The sequence below is a fragment of the Streptomyces bambusae genome (assembly GCF_020532645.1).
In the GTDB taxonomy this organism is placed as follows: Bacteria; Actinomycetota; Actinomycetes; order Streptomycetales; family Streptomycetaceae; genus Streptomyces; species Streptomyces bambusae.
Genome location: NZ_JAJAUZ010000024.1, coordinates 97384 through 111411, shown reverse-complemented (window position 1 = coordinate 111411; position 14028 = coordinate 97384). Strand labels below are relative to the sequence as shown.

The 14028-nt window shown below is 74.2% G+C and carries 13 protein-coding genes; 4 read left to right on the top strand and 9 right to left on the bottom strand.

The window, feature by feature from the left end; genetic code table 11:
• Nucleotides 1–239: 239 nt before the first annotated feature.
• The 8 genes from LG634_RS18680 to LG634_RS18645 form a co-directional block, all read right to left on the bottom strand.
• Entirely contained in the window at nt 240–1301 is a 1062-nt protein-coding gene (locus LG634_RS18680; protein ID WP_226734999.1) for an aminotransferase class V-fold PLP-dependent enzyme, read from the bottom strand.
• A gap of 90 nt (nt 1302–1391) precedes the next feature.
• Nucleotides 1392–2096, bottom strand: a complete 705-nt coding sequence (locus LG634_RS18675) for a DsbA family oxidoreductase (RefSeq protein WP_226734998.1) — start codon at nt 2094–2096, stop codon at nt 1392–1394.
• A gap of 94 nt (nt 2097–2190) precedes the next feature.
• The gene (locus LG634_RS18670; RefSeq protein WP_226734997.1) at nt 2191–2673 is read right to left on the bottom strand and encodes a GNAT family N-acetyltransferase; all 483 of its coding nucleotides are present in this window, start codon (nt 2671–2673) and stop codon (nt 2191–2193) included.
• A gap of 58 nt (nt 2674–2731) precedes the next feature.
• Nucleotides 2732–4186, bottom strand: coding sequence for a peptidoglycan D,D-transpeptidase FtsI family protein (locus LG634_RS18665; protein ID WP_226734996.1), 1455 nt, complete (start codon nt 4184–4186; stop codon nt 2732–2734).
• A gap of 62 nt (nt 4187–4248) precedes the next feature.
• Nucleotides 4249–4866 (bottom strand): response regulator, encoded by a 618-nt coding sequence (locus LG634_RS18660; RefSeq protein WP_372482452.1) that lies wholly within the window; start codon nt 4864–4866, stop codon nt 4249–4251.
• Nucleotides 4867–4907: 41 nt separating this feature from the next.
• Nucleotides 4908–6401 carry a sensor histidine kinase gene (locus LG634_RS18655; protein WP_372482450.1) on the bottom strand — a complete coding sequence of 498 codons (1494 nt, stop codon included), beginning with the start codon at nt 6399–6401 and terminating at the stop codon, nt 4908–4910.
• Nucleotides 6402–6460: 59 nt separating this feature from the next.
• Nucleotides 6461–7570 (bottom strand): hypothetical protein, encoded by a 1110-nt coding sequence (locus LG634_RS18650; protein ID WP_226734994.1) that lies wholly within the window; start codon nt 7568–7570, stop codon nt 6461–6463.
• Between the two features lie 108 nt (nt 7571–7678).
• Entirely contained in the window at nt 7679–8449 is a 771-nt protein-coding gene (locus tag LG634_RS18645) for an IclR family transcriptional regulator (protein WP_226734993.1), read from the bottom strand.
• Nucleotides 8450–8625: 176 nt separating this feature from the next.
• On the opposite strand from LG634_RS18645, the gene LG634_RS18640 reads away from it, so the two are divergent.
• The 4 genes from LG634_RS18640 to LG634_RS18625 all read left to right on the top strand — a co-directional run bounded on the left by LG634_RS18640 (nt 8626) and on the right by LG634_RS18625 (nt 12449).
• On the top strand, nt 8626–10206 hold the full coding sequence (locus LG634_RS18640; protein ID WP_226734992.1) for an aldehyde dehydrogenase family protein: 1581 nt from the start codon (nt 8626–8628) through the stop codon (nt 10204–10206).
• A gap of 449 nt (nt 10207–10655) precedes the next feature.
• Nucleotides 10656–10877, top strand: a complete 222-nt coding sequence (locus tag LG634_RS18635) for a hypothetical protein (RefSeq protein WP_226734991.1) — start codon at nt 10656–10658, stop codon at nt 10875–10877.
• A 56-nt stretch (nt 10878–10933) separates the two neighbouring features.
• The gene (locus LG634_RS18630; RefSeq protein WP_226734990.1) at nt 10934–12187 is read left to right on the top strand and encodes a TerD family protein; all 1254 of its coding nucleotides are present in this window, start codon (nt 10934–10936) and stop codon (nt 12185–12187) included.
• 79 nt (nt 12188–12266) lie between these two features.
• Nucleotides 12267–12449 carry a hypothetical protein gene (locus LG634_RS18625; protein WP_226734989.1) on the top strand — a complete coding sequence of 61 codons (183 nt, stop codon included), beginning with the start codon at nt 12267–12269 and terminating at the stop codon, nt 12447–12449.
• 15 nt (nt 12450–12464) lie between these two features.
• On the opposite strand, the gene LG634_RS18620 is transcribed toward LG634_RS18625, so the two are convergent.
• Nucleotides 12465–13916: an alkaline phosphatase PhoX gene (locus LG634_RS18620; protein ID WP_226734988.1), complete on the bottom strand. Its 1452-nt coding sequence runs from the start codon at nt 13914–13916 to the stop codon at nt 12465–12467.
• Nucleotides 13917–14028: the final 112 nt, after the last annotated feature.

The window sequence follows — 14028 nt, the reverse complement described above, 5'->3', positions numbered from 1 at the left end:
CCCCGGGGCGCCCGGGGGGGGGGGGGGGGGGGTGCCCCCCCCCCGGCCGCCCACGACCCACAGCTCGTCCCGGACTTCGTCGGGCCCTACGAGCACCCGCCCCTTCACGTGCAGCACGGCCTGGTCCGGCCTGTCCGCCTGATCGCTCATGCCCGCACTGTACGCAGCGGCGGCGCGGGCGGGCAGGTGAGGTCGGGCAGGGGCGGGCGCGGGCGGGCAGGCCCGGTCGGCGCCGGCGGTCAGGCGTCGGCGAGGGCGTTCAGCAGGCGGTCGACGTCCGCCTCGGTGTTGTAGAGGTGGAAGGAGGCCCGCAGGGAGCCGGCGCGGGCGGCGGTGTGGATGCCGGCCGCGGCGAGGGCCGGCTGCCGGTCCGCGAGTCCGGGCACGGACACGATGGGCGCGCTGCCGGGGACCGGGCGGTGGCCCAGCTCCGCCAGCCCGGCGCGGTAGCGGCCGGCGAGCACGGTGTCGTGCGCGTGGACGGCCCCGGCGCCGACGTCCAGCAGGAGTTCCAGCGCGGGTTCGGCCGCGTGGTAGGCGAGGAAGGCCGGACTCTCGTCGAACCGGCGGGCGGTGCGGGCGAGTTCGGCCATCGGGCCGTAGGTGGCCTCCCACATGGAGGCGGCGGCCACCCAGCCGGCGTGCAGCGGGACGAGCGACTCCTGCGCCTCTTCGGAGACGGTGAGGTAGGAGGCGCCCCGGGCGGCGAGCAGCCACTTGTAGCCGGCGGTCACCGTGTAGTCGTACGGGGAGGCGTCGAAGGGCAGCCAGCCTGCGGCCTGGGTGGCGTCCACGAGCATCCGGGCACCGACGCCGGCGGTGGCCTCCCGGACGGCGGCCAGGTCGGCGGCCCGGCCGTCCGCGGACTGCACGGCGCTGAGCGCGACGAGCGCGGTGCCGGCGCCGACCGCCCCGGCGATCCCTTCGAGGGGTGCGAACCGCACCTTGAGGTCGCCGCGCACCACGAACGGGTTGATCACCGAAGCGAAGTCACCCTCCGGGATGAGGACTTCGGCGCCGGGCGGCAGGGCGGCGGCGACCAGGGCGACATGGGTGGCGACGGCGCTGCCGAGTGAGACCCGGTCCGGGTGGACGCCGACGAGGCGGGCGAAGAGTTCCCGCACCCGCTCGACGCGCCCGAAGTCGCCGAAGCCCGCGGCCTCGCCGGCCCCGGCCGCCTCGGCCAGCTCCCGTACCGCCGCGACCGACCTGCGGGGCATGATCCCGCAGGTGGCCGTGTTCAGGTGGGTGGTGGTACGCGAAAACTCCGCGCCGGTCAGTGCGGCAAGGGCAAGGTCCATGCGCCCACTGTGGACCGCCACCACCTCAAAGTCCATTGGGGAGTTTCCTACTGGAATCCCAAGGGAGACTTATGTAGCCAGGTCAGGGGCCTACTGAACGGCGCAGGCGCCATCCGGCTCGCACGCTTCCGCCCCGGCGGCGGGCGCCGGCACCGCCACGCGGCCCTGCCAGGCCTGCTCCAGCGCCTGGGTGAAGACCTCCGCGGGCTGTCCGCCGGAGATCCCGTAGCGGCGGTCGAACACGAAGAACGGCACGGCGTTCGCACCGAGTTCGGCGGCCTCGCGCTCGTCGGCCCGCACGGCGTCGGCGTACGCGCCCTCGTCGGCGAGCACCTCGCGGGCCTCGGCCTCGTCCAGACCGGCCTCGACGGCGAGGGCGATCAGCACCTCGGCGTCGAAGACCGAGCGCTCCTCGGCGAAGTTGGCCCGGTACGCGAGGTCCAGCAGGGCCTCCTGACGGCCGCGCGCAGCGGCCAGGTGCAGCAGCCGGTGGATGTCGAAGGTGCTGCCGTGGTCGCGGCCCTCGGTGCGGTAGTCGAGACCCTCGGCGCGGGCGCTCCGGGCGACGTGCTCCTCCATGCCGCGCGCCTCGTCGAGGGTGCGCCCGTACTTCTTCGCGAGCATCTCGACGACCGGCCCGGTGTCGCCCTTGGCCCGGTGCGGGTCGAGCTCGAAGGACCGGTACACCACCTCGACCTCGTCCCGGTGCGCGAACCCGGCGAGGCCCTTCTCGAACCGCGCCTTGCCGATGTAGCACCAGGGGCAGGCGATGTCGCTCCAGATCTCGACGCGCATGGGGGCTCTTCTCTCCGGTGGGTGAGGGGGTGTGCGGGCGGCGCGGAGGGGTGGCCTCCGGGCACCGGGGAGCACAACGCCGCCACCGGCCGGGTCATTCCCGGGGCGGCGGGACCGCCAGCCACAGGGTGCGGTGGCTGCCGGTGCGCGCCTCGGACCCGGCGGGGCGCCAGCCCTGGGCGGCGTAGAAATCCTGGGCGCGCCGGTTGTGGGCGTAGACCTCCAGGCGGGCGCGGACCACGCCGCACCGGGACCAGATCTCGACGCAGACCGCGTGCAGCTCGGCGCCGATGCCCCGGCGCCAGTGGTCCGGGTCGACGTGCAGCTGGGTCAGGGTCATCTCGCCGTCCACGACGCGGAACGCGGCGACCCCGGCCACCCGGCCCAGCAGCTCGGCGCACAGGACGCTGCCGTCGCCGCGCTCGATCGTGTGCGCCCACGCCTCCCGGGACCGGATGGCCTCGGTCTGGCCGTGGTACGCCTCTGCGGGGATACGGTCGCGGTAGTAGGTGGCGCGGGCCCGGCTGTGCAGCGCGGCGATCTCGTCGAGGTCGGCGGGGCCGGCGTTCCTGATCATGGAAGGGAAACGCGCCGGGTCCCGGAACCGTTCCCGGCGCGCCCCCTCCCGGCCGGCCCTACTTGCCGAGGGCCGCCGCCATCATCTTCTGGGCCACGGGCGCGGCGAGCTTGCCGCCGGCGATCTCGGAGCGGTCGGTGTCCGAGTTCTCGATCACCACGGCCACCGCGACCTGCTTGCCGCCGGCCTTCCCGTACGAGGTGAACCAGGCGTACGGGTTGAGGCTGTTGTTCACGCCGCGCTGGGCGGTGCCCGTCTTGCCGCCGACCTCGGCGCCGGCGACCTTGGCGGTGCCGCCGCCGCCCTCCTCGACCACGGTCCGCATCGCGTCGCGGATCTTCTCGGCGGTCTCCTCGCTCATGATCTGCTCCGACTTGGCGTCCTTGAAGCTCTCCAGCACGTTGCCGTCGGCGTCGGTGACCTCGGAGACCATGTGCGGGGCGACCAGCTTGCCGCCGTTCTCGATCGCCGCGGCGACCATCGCCATCTGCAGCGGGGTGGCCGTCACGTCGAACTGCCCGATGCCGGTCTGCGCCACCTGGTCCGGCGACATCTTCTTCTCCGGGTAGTTGCTGGCCGTGGCCCGCACGGGGATGTCCTGCTTCTTGTCGTTGAAGCCGAACTTCTCCGCCATCTCCCGCATCCTGTCCTGGCCCAGCTTGTACGCGAGGTTCGCGAACACGTTGTTGCAGGAGTAGCGCAGGGCGGTGCGCAGCGAGGCGTTCTTGCACGGCGCCGAGGCGCTCTCGTTCTTCAGCACGTACCGGGTGCCCGGGAGGGTGTACGGGTCGGGGCTGTCGGTCGGCTCGTCGATCGAGCCGTACAGCCCGTCCTCCAGGGCGGCGGCCATGGTGACCAGCTTGAAGGTGGAACCGGGGGCGACGGGCTGGCGCAGGGCCAGGTTGAGCATGGCCTTGCCGTTGTCGGCGGACAGCTCCTTCCAGGCCTGCCCGTCCTTCTTGGTGCCGCCGGTGATCCGGCCCGGGTCGTACGACGGGTTGACGACGATGCCGAGGATCTCCCCGGTGGCCGGGTCGACGGCGACGGCGGCCCCGGTCTTGCCCTTCAGCGCGGCGTAGCCGGCCTTCTGCACGGCGGGGTCGATGGTCGTCAGGACGTTGCCGGGCTCGGCCCGCTTGCCGGTGAGGACGTCGAGCGGGTTCTTGAGCCGGTTGTCCGACCCGTCGAGCACCTTCTCGTACAGCTTCTCCAGCTGGTTCTTGCCGAAGACCTGCGAGCTGTATCCGGTGACCGGCGCGTACAGCGGGCCGTCTGTGTACGTCCGCATGTACGCGTAGTTGCCCTGGTCGACCTTCTTGGACCCGGTCACCGCATTGCCGCCCACGATGATGTTCCCGAGGGGGCCGGAGTACCGCGCGATGATCGTCCGCTTGTTGTTCTCGTCGTCTGCGAGGGCCTGGCCTTGGTACGCCTGGACCCAGGTGACCCGCACCAGCAGGGCGAGTACCAGGATCAGACAGAAGACCGACGCACGCCTGATCGTCTTGTTCATCCCCCTGGAAGACGTCCGAACAGCCCCGGGCGTTCCGGTCTGCCCCGGTTGTGGCCGGGTTCTCAGGATTTCCTCATCATCAGTCCCCCTTCGAAGGCGGCGATCACCGCCTGGGTGCGGTCCCGCGAGCCGGTCTTCGCCAGCACGGCCGCCACGTGCGTCTTGACGGTGGCCGGGCCCACCCCGAGCCGCTCGCCGATCTCGCCGTTGGACAGCCCGGCCGCCATCAGCCGCGGCACGTCCTGCTCCCGCCCGGTGAGCCGGGACGCCCACGCCGGCAGCTCCGGCGCCCGGCGGGCGTGCTCGGCGGCCAGCGCCCGGACGGCGGCCGGGAAAAGGACGGAGTCGCTGCGGGCCACCAGCCGGACCGCCCCGATCAGCTCCTCGGCCGCGGCCCGCTTGAGCAGGAACCCGGCCGCCCCCGCGCGCAGCGCCTCGTACACGTACGCGTCGTTCTCGAACGTGGTCACCACCACGATCCGCGGCGGCTCGGAGAGGGTGGCGAGGATCTGCTCGGTGGCCCGGATCCCGTCGATGTCCGGCATCCGCACGTCCATGAGCACCACGTCCGGCCGCAGCTCGCGCACCACGGACACGGCTTCCGCGCCGGTCTGCGCCTCGCCGACGACGCGGAGGTCGGGTTCGGCGTCGAGGATGACGCGCAGGGCGGTGCGCACCATCCGCTCGTCGTCGGCGAGCACGATCCGCAGCTGCTCCCCGCTCACCGCCGGCCTCCCGCCGGGCCGCCGAGCGGCAGGGTGGCCCGCAGCCGCCACCGGCCGTCCCGCTCGCCCGCTTCGGCCGTGCCGCCGAGCAGCACGGCCCGCTCCCGTATCCCGTGCAGCCCCCGTCCTCCGGTGCTCCGGCCCGCGGCGGCCGCCGCTCCGGCCATCGGGTTCTCCATCGGGTTCTCCATCACTATCTCCACGTCCCCACGCTCCCCTTCCCCGTACCTCTCCCGGCCGCGCGGCCCGCTGTCCCGCGCCCCGTCCCGTTCCCCGCCGCGGCCGGTCTCGCCCGCGCCCCGCTCCGCTCCGTCCCTCTCCTCTCCGCCGCGCTCCTGCGCCCGCTCCCCGCCCGCCCCGGGGCCGGGCCCTGCCCCGGGGGCCGTGATCCGCAGGACCACCGGGCCGGTGCCGTGCCGGAGGGCGTTGCTCAGGCCTTCCTGCACGATCCGGTACGCCTCCCGGGACACCGTCTGCGGCAGCCGGGACCAGTCGCCGCCGGTGGCGTCCACCACGATCCCGGCGGCCCGGGTGCGGTCCAGCAGCCCGTCCAGGTCGGCAGCCAGGGTGGGCGCCGGCGCGGTGTCGGGGTGCGCCCCCTCCCCTTCCCGCAGCAGCCCGAGGACGGTGTCCAGCTCTCCCACCGTCCGCCGGGTGGTCTCCTCGATGGCCGCCAGCGCCTCCCTCACGAACGCGGGATCGCTGCCCAGCACCCGGCGGGCCGCCCCCGCCTGCAGAGTGACCGCGCTCAGCGCGTGACCGACCGAGTCGTGCAGCTCGCGGGCCAGCCTGTTGCGGACGGCCAGGTCCGCGGCCCTCTCCTCCGCGGCGGCCAGCCGGTCGGCCGGGGTGGGCCCCAGCAGCACCGGAGCCAGCCGGGCCAGCAGGCTGCCGGCCCCGGCCGCCACGGCGGCCAGCGCCACCAGCAGGGCCGCTCCCACGACCGGGGCGACGGCCATGCCGGCCCCGGACTGCACCCACGGGCTCCCGGCGGCGTACACGTGCCGCAGCGAGGGAGAGAACGGCACCACCATCAGCACCACCGCCATCGGCGGAACCGCCAGGCTCATGCCGCTGAGCAGGGCCCCCACCCCGAGGTGCAGGGTCCACCAGCCCGCGGCCCGGGCCCGGGCCGAGCCCGACCGGGCGGGCCCGTCGGCCAGCCCCTCCCCCGGCACTCCGCACATGGCCCGCACCGAGGCCACCGACATCGGCCGCACCAGCGAGGACATCCCCGTCGCCGCGACCACCGGCAGCGCCACGGCGTACGACACGAGCATCAACGGCAGCGAGGACAGGGCGTTGCGCCCCCCGGCCACGACACCGACGAGAACGCTCGTCAGCAGGAAGTACGGCATGAGCAGGGCACCGCCGAGCACCAGGTGCACCCACCGCAGCCGCGCCCGCCTGCCGGCCAGCCACCCGGCGGCGCGCCGGACACCCCCCGGCACCGCCGCCCGGGAACCGGCCGGCCGCTCCCCCTGCTTCACGTCGCCCTCCGCGTCCCGCTCCCCGGCCCCGTCCCGCGCACCGTCCTGCGGCGGCCGGCTCACCCGGGCCGGCGGGCGGTGAGGAACCGGGTCAGGACCGCCGCCACGAGCCCCCCAGTGATCATCTGGCCAGCGTAGGCGAACAGCAGGGCGACCGGGGCCTGCCGGGACGCTTCGAAGACGTTCACGACGGCGGCGATCAGCAGCCAGGCACCCCAGCAGGCGGCGGCGGAGGAGGCGGTCCACGCCACCGCCAGGGGTATCCGCGCGCCGGCCCGGCCGCCCCGGGCGAGGACGAGCGCCGCTACCACGGCCGCGAGGGTGGTCAGGGCGTGGACGCCGTGCATCATGCGGGCCGTGGCCGTCTCGGCGCCGGCCGACGTGCCGGTGAGCCCGGCGCTGCCGCCGCACGCCCAGTACAGGTGCGCGCCGGCCACCGCCACCGCGGCGAGGGCCGCCGCACCGGCCGCGACCCGGGCCGCCGCCGGCATCCGGGCGCCGAGCCGCCCCTGCCAGCGCCCGCCCCAGCGGTCCCGGGCGTACGGCACGAACAATCCGGCCAGGGCGAGGGCCTGGATGATGAAGCCGGTGTAGACGACGTTGAACACCCAGGGTTCGAGGAAGGGTCTGGCGTCCGGTGGGGTGTCCGCGGCACCCGCCGCCCGTATGAGCCACTGTCCGGGAAAGCCGATCGCTATCGGTGTGAGCAGGCCCGTGGCTGTGAACGCCGGCACGGTCAGGAGCCAGGCGGGCAACCGCATCCCCCACGGCCGGGTGAGCAGGAGCACCAGCACGGCCAGAGCCACGTCCATCGCGAGGGTCGTCGCGTTGGCGACGACGAGGGCCGGTCCGGAGTCGCGCAGCACGCTGCCCTCGGGTATGCCCACGGTGCTCCCGGCCAGCCAGGCCGTCTTCAGGGTGAGGTAGGGCAGCGTGGCGACGAGGGCCGCGGCCCGCAGCACCCGCCGGCCCGGTCCGAGGGTCCCGACCGCAGCGGAGGCGGCAGCGGAAGAGGCGGAAGGAGCAGCGGAAGGGGCGGCCGGAGAAACAGCCGGAGAGGCGGCCGGAGAGGCGGCCGGAGAGGCGGCCGGAGAGGCGGCCGGAGAGGCGGCCGGAGAGGCGGCCGGAGAGGCAACGGCCTTCCAGGAGGAAGCGGTTCGCGTGTTCATGCCTCAACGATCCCGGCCCGCGCCGCCCCGCACCTCCCTCGCAACGGTGATCCCCCTCCCCCGCCAGGGGGAGACGCCCCCACCCGTCCGAGGGAGGCCCGTACCCGCTCAGAGCCTCCGCGTGGCCAGCGCCAGCCGGTCGCGGGCGTCGAACAGCGCCGACTTGATCACCTGTTCGTGCCCCGGCACCAGCCGGGCCGCCGGCACCGAGCAGCTGATCGCGTCCCGGGCCGGGGTGCGGTAGGGAACGGCCACCCCGAAGCAGCGCAGTCCGAGGGTGCTCTCCTCGCGGTCCACCGCGTATCCCTGCTCCCGCACCAGCGCCAGCTCCTCGATGAGGACCTCGCGGTCGGTGATGGTGTGCTCGGTGACGGGCTCCAGCCGTTCCGGCAGCATGGCGCGCACCTGCTCGTCGGTGTACGTGGCCAGCAGCGCCTTCCCGAGGGCCGTCGAGTACGCCGGCAGACGCCGGCCGACGCGGGTGAACGGCCTCAGGAAGTGCTGGGACTGCCGGGTGGCGAGGTAGACCACGCTGGTGCCGTCCAGCCGGGCCAGGTGGATGGTCTCGGTGGTGTCGTCCGAGAGCCGGTCCAGGGTGGGGCGGGCGGCCGCGACGACCTCGTCCCCGTCGATGTACGAGCTGCCCACGAGCAGCGCCCGCACCCCGATCCCGTAGCGGGTGCCGGTGGCGTCGGTCTCCATCCAGCCCAGGTCGACGAGGGTGCGCAGGAGCATGTAGAGGCTGGACTTGGGGTAGCCGATCGCCTCCTGGATCTCGGCCAGGCTGTGCAGTCCCGGGCGGGCCGCGCACCATTCCAGCAACTCGACCGTCCGCACGGCGGACTTGACCGGTGCCGCCCCTGACTCGGCTGTAGCCATCGCCTCTTGCCCCTCTTGTCACGCGTCCGGCGCGGAAATAGAGTCCGCACCAGAGCCGATCATTCACCTATACGAACCGCGTTCAGAATACTGAACGATCTCGCGCGGGCCGAGACGCATCCGGGCCGAATCGGCGGGCCCGCTCCGGTCCGGGCAGACCCAGGAGGCAGTGGGCCATGGCAGCAGCACCAGTCTGGAGTGTGGACCCCCGCACCGGGAAGCAGCGCGAGCAGGTTGCGGCGGAGGCCACACCCCAGGTGGTGGACGCGGCGGTGCGCGGCGCCCATGCGGCCCGGGCCGCCCTCGCCGACCGCGCGACGCGCATCGCGTTCCTGCGGACGGCGGCCGATCTGCTGGACGCCGCCGTGGCCGAGGTGGTCGAGACCGCCGATGCCGAGACCGCCCTCGGGTCCGTCCGCCTCACCGGCGAGCTGGGCCGCACCACGTACCAGCTGCGGGCCTTCGCCGACCTGGTCGAGGAGGGCGGCTACCTGGACATCCGGATCGACCGCGCCGACCCGTCGCTGACGCCGCCGCGCCCCGAACTTCGCCGGTACAAGGTGCCGCTCGGAGTGGTCGCCGTGTACGCGGCCTCGAACTTCCCGCTCGCCTTCTCGGTGCCCGGCGGGGACACCGCCAGTGCGCTCGCGGCCGGCTGCCCGGTCGTCGTCAAGGCGCACCCCGACCACCCGGCCACGTCCGAGCTGTGCGCCGGGCTGCTGCGCCGGGCTGCCGTGCAGTCGGGGCTGCCCGCGGAAACGGTCGCCGTCGTGCACGGCTTCGACGCGGGGCTGGAGCTGATCCGCCATCCGCTGGTGGCCGCGGCCGGGTTCACCGGTTCCATCCGGGGCGGGCGGGCGCTGTTCGACGCGGCTGCCGCGCGGCCGGTGCCGATCCCGTTCCACGGCGAACTGGGCTCGCTCAACCCGGTCGTGGTCACCGGGGCGGCCGCGGCCGAGCGGGCGGAGGAGATCGGGGCCGGGCTGGCCGGGGCCGTGACGCTGGGGGTCGGGCAGTTCTGCGTGAAGCCGGGGCTGGTGCTGGTGCCGGAGGGGGACGACGGGGACCGGCTGGTCGACGCGTTCGGGAAGGCCATCGCCGGTACGGAGCCGGGGGTGCTGCTCGATCTGCGGATGCGCGAGAACTTCCTGGCGGGGGTGCGGGAGCGGGGGGCACTGCCCGGTGTCACGGCGCCGGTGGCGGCCGGTGCGGGGGGCGGGGGTGAGGGGACCGTGGGAGCCGGGTTCTTCCAGGTGCCGGCGGCTCGGCTGGCTCCGGGCTCGGGTGCGGGCTCGGGCACGGACTCGGGCACGGCGGGGAGTGCGTACGACGTGCTGCTGGAGGAGTGCTTCGGGCCGGTGACCGTGGTGGCGCGGTACGGGGCTGCGGACGAGGCGGTGGCCGTGCTGGGGCGGCTCGGAGGGAACCTGAGTGCGACGCTGCAGGTGTCCTCCTCCGAGGCCGGCGGGGGCGATGCGGCCGGTGCGGTGGACGGGCTGGTCGAGGCGGCCTGTTCGCTGGCGGGGCGGGTGGTGGTGAACGGGTGGCCCACGGGGGTTGCGGTGGCGCCGGCTCAGCATCACGGGGGGCCGTATCCGGCGGCCACCTCGCACTCCACGTCGGTGGGGGGGACGGCCATTGAGCGGTGGGTGCGGCCGGTGGTGTACCAGTCCGTGCCGGATGCGCTGTTGCCGCTGGAGTTGCGGGAGGGGAATCCGCTGGGGGTGCCGCGGCGGGTGGACGGGGTGGTGGGCTGAGGCCGGCCCTGCGGGGCTGTTCCCCTGCCCGCCCCTTCCCGAACCGGGGCTCCGCCCCGGGCCCCGCGCCTCAATCGCCGGCGGGGCTCAAAGATGCGGGGCTCCGCCCCCGACCCCGGTCCTCAAACGCCGGACGGGCTGGACGTTGCGGCGGAGCCCCGACCCCATGCCTCAAAGGCCGGACGGGCCGGAAGTCGCGGCGGAGCCCCGGGCCCCGCGCCTCAAAGGCCAGACGGGCTGGACGTTGCGGCGGAGCCCCGGGCCCCGCGGCTCAAAGGCCGGACGGGCCGGAAGTTGCGGTGGAGCCCCGGCCCCATGCCTCGAATGCCGACGGGCTGGACGTTGCGGCGGAGCCCCGGGCGCCTCAAAGCCGGACGGGCAGGAAGTTGCGGTGGAGGCCGTCGAAAACTCGTTGCCCGGAGTACGGTCCGGCACCGAGACTCGGGCCCATGGCCAGACCTTTTGGATTTACGTATGAGCAGCGCGGTGACGGAAGTGTGGTCATCACGCATCGGGGGCGGGCGGCGGGGACGCTGCGGGGGAGCCGGGCCGAGAAGTTCCTTGCGGAGGTGGTCGCGGGGGACGAGCAGTTGGTGATGGCCCGGTGGACCGGGGCGTACAAGTTCGGAAATGAGCGGATGGCGCGCAACCATCCGCGCAACCTGCGTTGATTCACCCGGGTACCCGGGTAAGGGAACGGCAAAGGCACCCCGGTCGTTCTCCCGGCATGACCGCTATGACCCCTGGTTCGAACCTGCCGCTGAACACCGTTCGCGTGACGGTGGACGTGGCCGCTCCGGTACGGCTCGACGTGTCCGGGCTGCTCCTCGCCGCCGACGGCAAGGTGCGTTCCGACGACGACTTCATCTTCTACAACCAGCCCGCGGGTCCCGGCGTCAGCTACCGCTCCGGCGGCGGCACCGCGCCCGACGCGATCACCGTGGACACCGCCGCCGTCCCGGCCGGCATCGAGAAGATCGTCGTCACGGCCAGCCCGGACGCCGCGGGGCAGACCTTCCAGGGCATCGAGCCCACGGCCACCGTGCGCAACGCCGACGACGGCAGCGTCATCGCCACCTTCACCCCGCCGCAGCTCGGCGCCGAGACCGCGCTCGTCGTCGTCGAGGTCTACCTGCGCGGCGGGGCCTGGAAGGTCCGCGCGGTCGGCCAGGGGTACGCCAACGGCCTGGCCGGCATCGCCACCGACTTCGGCGTCTCGGTCGACGAGGAGCCGGCCGCCCCGGCCGCCGCTCCCCCGGCTCCGCCCGCTCCCCCGGCACCCCCCGCCGCACCGCAGCCCGCCGCCTGGCCCGCCCCCGCGGCCGCCACCACCCAGCTGCCCCCGGCCCCGCCCGCGCCGCCGGCCCCCGCCGCAGCCGCCCCGGCAACCCCCGCCGCGAGCGGGAAGATCAACCTGGACAAGGGCCGCGTCAACCTCCAGAAGAACCAGACGGTGTCCCTCGTCAAGGGCGGCCGCCCGCTGCTCTCGCAGGTCAAGATGGGCCTCGGCTGGGAGCCGGCGTTCCGCGGCCGGGACATCGACCTCGATGCGTCCGTCATCGCGTACGGCCCCCAGCGCAACCACCTCGACAGCTGCTACTTCGGCAAGCTGAGCATCCTGAACGGCGCGATCAAGCACTCCGGCGACAACCTGACGGGCGAGGGCGCCGGAGACGACGAGGTCATCGTGGTCGACCTCGGCCGGCTGCCCGCCGAGGCCACCGGGCTGGTCTTCACCGTCAACTCTTTCTCGGGCCAGAAGTTCACCGACGTGGCCAAGGCGTACTGCCGGCTGATCGACGCGGCCAGCGGCGAGGAGCTGGTCCGCTTCGACCTCACCAGCGCCGAGCCGCAGACCGGCGTGATGATGGCCAAGCTGATCCGCCAGTTCTCGGGCGAATGGGAGATGACGGCCATGGGCGAATTTGTGAAGTCCCGCACAGTGCGGGGCATGGTCAAGCCCGCTGCGCAGGCACTTTGACGGAGGGGGCGGGTACGACGTGACACATTCGAGCGAAAATCAACGGTCACCGTCAGTGCCCGCCCCTAACCTGGATCCCATGTACGACACACTCACCCCCGCGGGCCCCGCGCGTCCTTCCGCCGCCGAGGCGAACGACGCGATACGGCTGCTCGTGGACAACCTCGCGGGTGATGAGTGGCCGGCCGAGGCCTACGAGTTCCTGCTGGAGGAGTGGGCTGCGGCCTCCCGCGCGGAGGCCGCAGCCGCGGAACTCTGCTGACGCGTCAGGAACCGCTCACCGCTTCCGCCGCCACGGCCCCGTGACGGCGACCATGACCCCCGGCTCCTGGATGCAGGCGAACAGCGTCCGCCCGTCGGGCGAGAAGCACACGCCCGCGAACTCCGAGTACTCCGGCTCCTCCGCGGTGCCGATGTTCAGCTCGTTGCGCGCCAGCGGGTAGGTGCGCCCGCTCTCCGTCGCGCCGAACAGGTGCTGGAGCCCCGAGCCGTCCTCGGCGATGACCAGGCCGCCGTAGGGCGAGACGGTGATGTTGTCGGGGCCGTCGTAGCCGCCGTCCGCCGACGGGTCCGCGTTCACGCCGAGCAGCACGGTCAGCCGGACGGTGCGCCGCTTCGGGTCGTAGAACCACACCTGGCCGTCGTGCGCGGCGCCCGGGCTCTCCTCCCGCGCGTACGAGGAGACGAAGTACGCGCCGCCGTCGGCCCACCACATGCCCTCCAGCTTGCGGGCCCGGGTGACCGCGCCCTCGCCGAACTGCTTGCGCACCGGCACCGTACGGGCGTCCCGGTCGGGTACGTCGGCCCAGTCGACCCCGTAGACGGTTCCGATCCGGGTGGCCCGGGACAGGTCGTCCACGAACCGGCCCGCGCTGTCGAAGCACTTGGCCGCCTGGAGGACGCCCGCGTCGTCGGCGAGGGTGCGCAGCCGGCCGCGGCCGTGCCGGAAGCCCTGCGGCGGGACCCAGCGGTAGAGCAGGCCGTTCGGGCCGGAGGCGTCCTCGGTGAGGTAGGCGTGGCCGCGCTTGGGGTCGATGACGACGGCCTCGTGCGCGTACCGGCCGAAGGCCTTGACCGGGCGCGGGTCCCGGTTGGCGCGGCGGTCGTGCGGGTCGACCTCGAAGACGTAGCCGTGGTCCTTGGTCATGCCGTTCCTGCCCGCGAGGTCCTCGGTCTCCTCGCAGGTCAGCCAGGTGCCCCAGGGGGTGGTGCCGCCGGCGCAGTTGGTCGAGGTGCCCGCGATGCCGACCCATTCGGCGACCTCGCCGCCGCGGCGGACCTCGACGACCGTGCAGCCGCCGGCCGCGGCCGGGTCGTAGACGAGCCCCTCGGCGAGCGGCACCGGGCGGGCCCAGGAGGACCGCCGGCCCTTCAGCTCGTGGTTGTTGACGAGGAGGGTGACGCCGCGGGGGCCCTCGAAGGCGGCGGTGCCGTCGTGCTTCTCGGGGGTGGGCTCGCCGGACTCCAGCGTGGTGACGCCGCTGTGGGTCAGGACCCGGTACGAGAAGCCGGCCGGCAGCGCGAGGATGCCCGCAGGGTCGGGGAGCAGCGGCCCGTACCCGGGGGCGCACCGGTCACCGTGGCCGTCCTCGCCCGCGGCGGGGCCGGCGGTCTCGTCGGCGGCCAGTGCGCCGGGGGCGGTGGCGAGGGCGGCGACGGTGCCCGTGAGGGCGAGTCCGGCCCCCGCGGTCGCGGTGCGGGCGGTGAATTCTCGGCGGCTGAGCGGCATCGGCTCTCCTCGTGGGGACGTGTGCGCGGAGCGGGGATCCCCCGGGCGGTGCCCGGGGGGACGGCGCACAGGCTCCCGCCCATGGCTGAACTCCGGTTGAACACCCCACGAA

Excerpts from the sequence above, each read along its gene's own strand:
- LG634_RS18680 (WP_226734999.1), bottom strand. The coding sequence starts at position 1,301 with ATGGACCTTGCCCTTGCCGCACTGACCGGCGCGGAGTTTTCGCGTACC.
- LG634_RS18675 (WP_226734998.1), bottom strand. The coding sequence starts at position 2,096 with ATGCGCGTCGAGATCTGGAGCGACATCGCCTGCCCCTGGTGCTACATC.
- LG634_RS18670 (WP_226734997.1), bottom strand. The coding sequence starts at position 2,673 with ATGATCAGGAACGCCGGCCCCGCCGACCTCGACGAGATCGCCGCGCTG.
- LG634_RS18665 (WP_226734996.1), bottom strand. The coding sequence starts at position 4,186 with ATGAACAAGACGATCAGGCGTGCGTCGGTCTTCTGTCTGATCCTGGTA.
- LG634_RS18660 (WP_372482452.1), bottom strand. The coding sequence starts at position 4,866 with ATGGTGCGCACCGCCCTGCGCGTCATCCTCGACGCCGAACCCGACCTC.
- LG634_RS18650 (WP_226734994.1), bottom strand. The coding sequence starts at position 7,570 with ATGAACACGCGAACCGCTTCCTCCTGGAAGGCCGTTGCCTCTCCGGCC.
- LG634_RS18645 (WP_226734993.1), bottom strand. The coding sequence starts at position 8,449 with ATGGCTACAGCCGAGTCAGGGGCGGCACCGGTCAAGTCCGCCGTGCGG.
- LG634_RS18640 (WP_226734992.1), top strand. The coding sequence starts at position 8,626 with ATGGCAGCAGCACCAGTCTGGAGTGTGGACCCCCGCACCGGGAAGCAG.
- LG634_RS18635 (WP_226734991.1), top strand. The coding sequence starts at position 10,656 with ATGGCCAGACCTTTTGGATTTACGTATGAGCAGCGCGGTGACGGAAGT.
- LG634_RS18630 (WP_226734990.1), top strand. The coding sequence starts at position 10,934 with ATGACCGCTATGACCCCTGGTTCGAACCTGCCGCTGAACACCGTTCGC.
- LG634_RS18625 (WP_226734989.1), top strand. The coding sequence starts at position 12,267 with ATGTACGACACACTCACCCCCGCGGGCCCCGCGCGTCCTTCCGCCGCC.
- LG634_RS18620 (WP_226734988.1), bottom strand. The coding sequence starts at position 13,916 with ATGCCGCTCAGCCGCCGAGAATTCACCGCCCGCACCGCGACCGCGGGG.